Raw genomic sequence first — 8,359 nt, forward strand, 5'->3', positions numbered from 1 at the left:
TGTCGTCCGTGCCCGTCGTCACGCTCGCCGGCTCCGACGCCGCCGACACGTTCCCCGCCGCGTCCCGCGCGGTCACCGTGTACGCGTACGCCGTCTCCGGCTCGAGCCCCCCGTCCGCGAACGACGTCGCCGCGGCGCCCACGGACCCCACGACCTCGCCGTCCCGGCTGACCTGGTACCCGGTCACCCGGGTGTCGTCGGTCGACGGCGACCACGTGACCTGCACGTTCGTGCCGTCCGCCGTGGCGGTGACGTCCTGCGGCACGCTCGGCGCGGTGGTGTCGTCCGACGGGATGTCCTCGCCGAACAGCCGGTCGTAGTCCGCGAGCGCGGTCGCGACCGCCGTCTGCGCCCAGAACCGGTGGTAGGTGAACTCGGGCGCCGGGCCGCCGTCGAGGTGGTCCTGCACCTTCTGCCACTGCGGGTCGTCGGTGTAGAACGACCGCAGGTCGAGGAACGACGAGCCGGCCCGGATCTCGTCGCCGTTCGGCATCGTGCCGGTCCAGCCGTCGGGCACGTACACGCCGTCGCCGTCGGGCGAGGTCAGCACGTCGTCGAACCGGGAGTAGTCGGCGCGCGTCTCCGTCGTGGCGACGCCGAGCGGGTCGCTGTCCTGGGTCCAGATCGCGTCGAGCAGGTCGTGCGCGACCTGCTGGGCCTGCGTGTGCTGCTCGCCCTCGCCGCCGGCGGCGTAGTACATGAGCGACCGGGCGAGCGCTCCGGCGACGCCGACGTCCTGCCCGTACCCGGTGACCTCGACGCTGAGCCCGGCGTTGTCGCCGGGGTTCGCGGCGTCCCAGTCGTCGGGCTGGCCCGACCAGGCGAGGTTCGACGGGATCTCCCACGAGTCGTCGGTGACGGTGATGTGGTCGATCACCCACGGCACCCACTTGTCGAGGACGGCCTCGGCGCGCGCGTCGCCCGTCTCCTCGTAGAGCTGCGCGATGCGTTCCACGCCCCAGCCCTGCATACCCATCCACTGGTTGGAGGGCGGGTCGTGGTAGACCGGCGCCTCCTGGTAGGCCATGCCGTAGAAGGTCGCGACGTCGTCGGGCCGGTCGGCGTAGTGGCCCTCCCAGCTGTTGGTCGCGCCGCCGGCGATGCCGCCCTCGGGCGCCTGGAGCCACTGGAACAGCTCGAGCTGGCGGTCGAGGCTGGCCGACCAGTCGTCGGCCGCGGTCGGCGACGCCGGCTCGAGGTCCGGGTCGTTCGACAGCGCCCACGCCGCCATCGGGTTCTGGTACCCGAAGTGCGCGTGGCTGGAGCCGATGCGCCACGCCCACGGCGAGGCCGTGTCGAGCGCGCCGCCCCAGGCGTAGTACCAGGACAGCAGGTAGTGCGCGCTGTCGCGGCCGGTGCCCGCGGGGCACGACGTGGACTCGCAGCCCGGCGTCTTGAAGTACTTGTCGAACAGGGCGTAGCGCAGGTAGTCGCCCATCCTGGACGCCTTGCCCACCGTGTCGGCCACGGCCTCCGGCTGCCCCTGCTCGGCGGCGAACTTGTTGGCCCAGTAGGCGGCCTCGACGGCGCGGGCGTCGGCGTCGGGCGCGTTGGTGTACTTCCACTGCCTCGCGTACGACGCGTCGCCGGTGAACAGGTCGAGGTAGCCGTTCTCGCCGCCGTAGGAGAAGTCGTCGATCGACGGCTGCGGCACCGTCTCCCACACCGACTCCTGCGGCCCGCGCTGGAACGTGTTGATGTACGACGTGCCCTCGTGGTCAGGGCCCAGCAGCTCGGACGAGCCGGGCGCGGCGCCGAAGCCGTACACGTTGTCGACGTCGGCGAGCCAGTGCATCCCGTACACCTCGGCAGTGCCGTAGGTGGACTCGAGCTCCGCGCCGATGGGGTCGCGCCCTACCGCCACGCCAGTGTCGAGCCGGGACGGGTACTGGCTCGGGTGGTCGGCCTCCGGGGCGTAGGTGGCCGGCTTGGCCGGGTCGTACGCCCCGTTGGTCGGCTGGTTCTCCGTGGCCGGGATCATGTACTGCTCGAGCGTGTCCCAGGCGTGGTTGAACGGCTCCCAGTCGCCCGTGACCTGCCCGTAGGACGTCTCGAGCCACAGCCAGAACGAGTACGCCTCGCTCGTGGTCTCGTGGCCGTAGTCCGGGGCCTCGACCATGAGCGTCTCGACCGCGTGGTACGGGATGCCCTGCGGCGAGAAGTAGCCGTTGGCCGGGTCGTGGATCTTGTCGTAGAGCTCCAGGAACCGCTGCGTGTACTCGCCGTCGACGAGCAGGGTGCGCTCGGCGGTGACGCTCGCCGCGGGGGCGGCCGCTGACGGACCGGCCGCGGCGAGCGCGGCCAGCGCCGCGAGCGCGGCCCCCGCCGCGACGACGCGCCCCGGCCGGCCGCCGGGGCCTGATCGGGCGGGCCGTGACCGGGTGGTACGTGACCGTGCGGGTGTGCGTGACGTCGTGCGTGGCATCGTGCTGCACCTCTCATCGTCGGGAGGCTCGCCCCGCCCCGTGGTCCGCCGGTGGCGACGGGGGCGTCGAGCACCCCGAGGCTCGCCGCGCCCGCCCGGCCCCGGCAACGCACGGAAACGTTTCAGGCGGCGCTCAGGCGCGCCGGGCGGTCGGCGCCGCGCGACGGCGCGCCAGCCGGTCGCCCGCCTGCCGCAGCACCTCGATGGCGTCACCGCCGGGCGCGGGTCGGGGCCCGAGCACGTCGCCGGCGCGGGCAGCTCCGGCGACGTGCTCGACGACGGCCCGCGCCCCGAGCACCCCCCGCAGCCGGGCGGCGCGGTCGCGGGCCGCGGCGGCGTCCGCGCCGTCGAGCAGGACGACGACGTCGCGCGGCGCGGGCCCGTACGCGCAGTCGTCGGGGTCCAGCTCGCCGTGCAGCCGGCGCAGCGCGAGGGCGGGCGGCGGCGACGGGAACGCGACGGCGAGGACCTGCCAGCCGTAGGCGCTCACCCGACGGGCGCGGGAGATCGCCCGCTCCAGCCGGTCGACGAACAGCTCGCGGGCCACGAGCCCGGTGCCGGGGTCGACCAGCACCCGCTCGCGCAGCTCGCTGCGGAACAGGGTGACGTCCGAGACGACGGCCATCGCCCCCACCATGCGGGCGGCGCGCCCCCCGGCGTCGTGCACGGTGACGGCGCGGCAGCGCACCGTGACGTGGTGGCCGTCGGCGGTGCGGATCCGGTGCTCGACGTCCAGCGGCTGGTGCGACCCGGACAGCTGCGCGGCCACCGCGGACTGCACGCGGCGGGCGTCGTCGGGGTGCACCCGGCCCAGCCACTCCTGCGGGTCGTCGCCGACGCCGGACGGGTCGCACCCCACGATGCGGGCCCACGCGTCGGAGTAGCGCACGCGGCCCGCCTCGACGTCCCAGTCCCAGGTGCCGTCGTGGGACGCGATGGACACCAGCGCGGTCCGCTCGTGCCCGGCGGCGACCTCGAGCGCCAGCACCCGCTCCCGCTCCGCGGCCTCCGCCAGCTCCCGGCGCTGGGCCTGCAGGGCGCTGAGGGTGTCCTCCGCGTCGAGGGCCACGCCGAGCATGGCCGCCCAGTGGTTGTAGCGCGCCCGCGTGCTCGTCGCGCGGGTGTCGACGAGGCCGCTCACCACCAGCACGCCGCGGTCGGAGCTGCCGAACCCCACGGGCACCACGACGGTCGGCGACGCCGGGTCCTGGAGCTCCGGCGGTGGGAACTGCTGGGGCGCGTACGTCCCGCCGACCAGCCGTCTCGGGCCGGCCGCTCCCCCGCGGGCGCCCACCACCTGCAGCGCCCGGCCGCCCGGCACGTCGGCGTCGTCGACCCAGAGCGCGAGGGCGGCCACCCCGCCGTGGCCGCGCGGCAGCCAGTCGAGGCTGCGCAGGGCGTCGCCGTCCGCCCGCATCATCTCGAGGTCCACCTCGTACTGCTCCGCGAGCTCGCGCTCGAGGCGCCCGGCCCGGCCCAGGGTGCCCGCGACGGTCCCCCGGGCGAGCGCGACCACGACGTCGCGCACGGTCGTCTCCAGCGCGGTCCGGCGGGCGGCCGGGCCGAGCGCCGACCCGCGCCGGGCGGGCAGGGCCGCGCCCTGCCCCGACAGCCGGCGTGCCGCGGCGCGCCGGTGGCTCCGGACGGTCCGCGCCGCCTCGACGTGCAGAGCGGGCACCAGCTGCTCGAGCGCGTCCGGCGACGGGCGCAGCCGGGCCGTCGCGTCGGCGAGCGCGCGCAGCGCCGGCGCCGGGGCGCGCAGCCCGCGGTCGGCGGCGGCCGCCAGCACCTGACGCACCGCAGCCACCCACGCGTCCCGCCCGTGCTCGCGCGCGAGCACCACGGGCGCGACGTCGTCCAGGCCGGGGTCCGCGCCCGGGGCCGGGCCGGGCGACGCCTCCGTCGGCGCGGCGGGCGCGCCGTCGTCGGGCGCGGCGTCGTCGGGCGCGGCGCACTCGCCGCGGGCCGTCCCGGTCACGACGACGTGCCCGCGTGCGCCCGCCTCGCAGCCGCACGACTCGCGCAGCACCAGCGCCGACCGACCGAGGCGGTGCTCCCCCGTCACGCGCTCGCCGGCGATCATCGCCAGCACGAGCTGGGCGGCGCGCTCGCCGACCGCGTCGTGCAGCAGGTCCACGGTCGACAGGCGTGGGCGGATCCGCGCCCCGAGGTCGGAGTGGTCGATGCCGACGACCGCCTGCGCCTCCGGGAGCGGCAGGCCCTGCGCCCGCAGCCCGCGCATGAAGCCGACGGCGTTCCGGTCGGTGGCGGCCAGGGTGGCCGTCGTCGGCAGCGTCCCGTCGCCGGTCTCCACCAGGCGCCGCGCGACGGCCTGCGCCCCCGCCTCCTGGTTGTCCCGGGTGCGGTAGTGCCACTCGGCCTGGGGCTCGATACCGTGCGCCAGGAGCGCGTCGCGGTACGCGTCGTACCGCTCGCGCGTGTCGGTCTGGTCGGCGGCACCGAGGAAGCCGATCCGCCGGTGGCCGTGCGCGACGAGGTGGTCGACGACGGCCCGCGCCGCGCCGGAGTTGTCGGGGCCGAGGCTCGGGGCCGCGACCCCGTCCACCGGGCCGACCCCGACGAGCACCAGCGGCGTGCCGGCGTCATGGAGCTCGCGCAGCGTGTCGTCCTCCAGCGCGCTCGTGACGACGATGAGCCCGTCCCACCGCGACCCGCCCACCAGCGTGCGCCGTCGCGGCACCGCCGGGAACTCCGCCCGGTCCAGGTCCGCCGGGTAGGTCTGCAGGGCCACCACCCGGTGCCGCCCGGCGCGCAGCACCCGCGCCGCGCCGGCCAGCGCGCGCCCGAAGTAGTACCCCCCGAGCACGGGGCTGACCACCCCGATCGTCCGCGGCCCGCCGACGGGGCCCCTTCCCTGAGCACCGACCGTCGTCATCCGTACCACCGTCCTCGCCGTCGAGTACCGCGCACGTTCCCGGGTGCATTCTGCACCGATTCCCGGCACAGTGTGGGAGCGTGACCACGCCAAGCCGGCCCGGGCCCGTGCCCGCCGTCGGCACCCGACGCATCACCATCACCGACGTCGCGCGCGCCGCGGGCGTCTCGATCGCCGTCGTCTCCTACGCCCTCAACGGGCGACCCGGGGTGTCCGAACGCACCCGGCGCCACGTGCTGCGCACCGCCGCAGACCTGGGCTGGCGGCCGAGCGCCGCAGCCCGGTCGCTGCGCTCGGCCCCGCACAGCGCCTCGGTGCAGGCGGTCGGGCCGGCCGACGCCGCGCGGGCCACCGCCGTCGCCCTCGGCCTGCGATCGGCGCTCCAGGTGGCTGACGACGCGCCCGCCACCGACGTCGTCGTCGACGTGGCCCCCGACCGCGCCGCCGCCGCCCGGGACCTCGAGCACGCATGGACGGAGCGGCGGCACGCCGCGTTCGTCGTCACGGGGCTCACGCGCGACGACCCGCGAGCCCGGGCGGCCCGTCGCGGCGGCCTGCCCCTCGTGCCGCTCGCGCCGCCGCGCGCGGGCGGGCCCGGCGCCGCGGCGGAGGCGGTCTGGTTCTCCGGGGACGCCGAGGAGCGCGCGGCGCGCTACCTGCGCGAGCTCGGGCACACCCGGGTCGCGCTCCTCGCACGGGACGCCCACGAGTACCCGTCGGCAGCCTTCCTCGACGCGCTCGACACCGACGACGCGCGCGTCCGACCGGGCACCTGTGCCGCCGTCGACCGGGTCGAGTACCGGACCGTCGAGGACGCCGCCGCCGGCGCCGCGCGCCTGCTCGCCACCGAGGACCGCCCCACGGCCGTCGGCGCCGACGGCGACGTCGCGCTGCTCGCCGTGCTCGAGACGGCGCGGCAGCGCGGCCTGAGCGTGCCGTGGGGCCTGTCCGTGCTGGTGCTCGAGGACTCCGCGGTCTGTCGGCTGGTGCACCCCGCCGTGACCGCGGTGTCCCGCCCGTGGGAGGAGCTCGGTGCGGCGGCCGCCGTCGTCGTGCGTCCCCTGCTGGGGGGCGGAGACGCCCGCGTTCCCGACGACCCAGGGCGCGCCGGCACCCCCGCCGCGGTCGCGCGGCTCGTCATCCGCGGCTCCACGGCGCCCGCCCCCGCCTAAACGTTTCGCGCGCTGTCCCGCGGCGCCGACGGTTGCCAGGTTGGGGTCGTCGGCGCCGACGGCCCGACGCCCGGCCTCCCGGGGCGGCGCGCCCGCCACGACGGCCCGGGCACCTGACGAACCAGGAGGCTCCTGTGCGATCAGCTTGGCAACGGCGCAAGGGTGCGCCGGAACGGGGACGACGACGGGGACTGCCACGGGGCCGTGCCACCGCCACGACGGCCGCGGTCGCGGCGCTCGTGGCGGCGCCGCTGGGCGCCGCGACCTCGGCCGGCGCGGCCGAGCCCCGCGTCGACAACCCCTTCGCGGGCGCGGACCAGTACGTCAACTCGTACTGGTCCGACAACGTGACGGCCGCCGCGACCCGGGCCGGCGGCACGCTCGGCGACTCGATGCGCGCCATCGCGAACGAGCCCACCTCGGTCTGGATGGACCGGATCAGCGCCATCGAGGGCAACGCCGACGGCCCCGGCCTGCGGACCCACCTCGACGCGGCGCTCGCGCAGAAGCAGGGTGACACCCCGCTGGTGGTCAACCTCGTGATCTACGACCTGCCCGGACGCGACTGCTACGCGCTGGCCTCGAACGGCGAGCTGCCCGCGACCGACGAGGGCATGCAGCGCTACGAGACCGAGTACATCGACGCCATCGTCGACATCCTCGACGACCCCGCGTACGAGGACCTGCGGATCGTCGCGACCATCGAGCCCGACTCGCTGCCGAACCTCGTGACCAACAGCAGCGAGCCGCTGTGCCAGCAGGCCGCGCCGTACTACCGCGAGGGGGTCGCGTACGCGCTGGACCGCCTGCACGACGTGGGGAACGTGTACAGCTACATCGACGCCGCGCACGCCGGCTGGCTCGGCTGGCCGAACAACGCCCAGCCCGCGGCCCAGCTCTTCGCGGACGTGGTGGGCAGCACGGAGGCGGGCTTCGACTCCGTGGCCGGCTTCGTCACCAACACGGCGAACTCCACGCCGCTCGCCGAGCCGTTCCTCGAGGACGGGAGCTTCGGCAGCGGCGGCTTCGTGCGCCAGGCGGAGTACTACGAGTGGAACGCCGACTTCGACGAGACGGACTGGACCGCCCACCTGTACGACCTGCTCGTCGCCGAGGGCTTCCCCGCCTCGATCGGCATGCTCATCGACACCTCCCGCAACGGCTGGGGCGGTCCGGACCGGCCCAGCGCCGAGAGCACCTCGACCGACCTCAACACCTACGTCGACGAGTCCCGCGTCGACCGCCGCACCCACCGCGGCGCGTGGTGCAACCCGTCCGGAGCGGGCATCGGCGAGCGGCCGCAGGCCACGCCCGCCGGCTATCCCGAGTCGCACCTCGACGCCTTCGTGTGGGTCAAGCCCCCGGGCGAGTCCGACGGGTCCTCGGAGGAGATCCCGAACGACGAGGGCAAGCACTTCGACCGGATGTGCGACCCGACGTTCAACTCGCCGAAGCTGAACGGCCTCCTCACCGGGGCGCTCCCGGACGCGCCGCTGTCCGGCAAGTGGTTCGAGAGCCAGTTCCAGATGCTCGTGACCAACGCCTACCCGGCGATCGGCGACGGCGGCACGGACCCCGGCCCCGACCCCGACACCGAGGCGCCGAGCGCCCCGCAGGGCGTCACCGCGACGGCGGACGGCACGTCCGTCTCGGTGTCCTGGTCGGCGTCCACGGACGACACCCGGGTCACGGGCTACGACGTGCTGGTCGACGGCGTCGCCGCGACGTCGTCCACGACGACGTCGGCCACGGTGACCGGCCTGGACCCGGAGACGTCGTACGAGATCACCGTCACGGCGCGGGACGCGGCGGGGAACGTGTCGGCGGCGTCGGAGCCGGCGAGCGTGACGACGGGCACGGACGACG

The 8,359-nt window shown here is 76.0% G+C and carries 4 protein-coding genes; 2 read left to right on the forward strand and 2 right to left on the reverse strand.

The features are described 5' to 3' along the window. Together ACFQ8T_RS21565 and ACFQ8T_RS21570 are read right to left on the reverse strand one after the other, a co-directional pair. The coding region (locus ACFQ8T_RS21565) for a glycoside hydrolase family 48 protein (protein ID WP_430548499.1) at positions 1–2,425 on the reverse strand (2,425 nt) is incomplete at its 3' end. Between the two features lie 133 nt (positions 2,426–2,558). After that, complete coding sequence (locus ACFQ8T_RS21570) at positions 2,559–5,264, reverse strand: substrate-binding domain-containing protein (RefSeq protein ID WP_430548500.1); 2,706 nt, start codon at positions 5,262–5,264, stop codon at positions 2,559–2,561. 137 nt (positions 5,265–5,401) lie between these two features. On the opposite strand from ACFQ8T_RS21570, the gene ACFQ8T_RS21575 reads away from it, so the two are divergent. Further along, the gene (locus tag ACFQ8T_RS21575) at positions 5,402–6,493 is read left to right on the forward strand and encodes a LacI family DNA-binding transcriptional regulator (RefSeq protein WP_430548501.1); all 1,092 of its coding nucleotides are present in this window, start codon (positions 5,402–5,404) and stop codon (positions 6,491–6,493) included. A gap of 134 nt (positions 6,494–6,627) precedes the next feature. Further along, on the forward strand, positions 6,628–8,359 hold a 1,732-nt coding region (locus ACFQ8T_RS21580; protein WP_430548502.1), incomplete at its 3' end, for a glycoside hydrolase family 6 protein.

The organism is Isoptericola sp. NPDC056618 (genome assembly GCF_042792715.1).
Taxonomy (GTDB): domain Bacteria; phylum Actinomycetota; class Actinomycetes; order Actinomycetales; family Cellulomonadaceae; genus Isoptericola; species Isoptericola nanjingensis.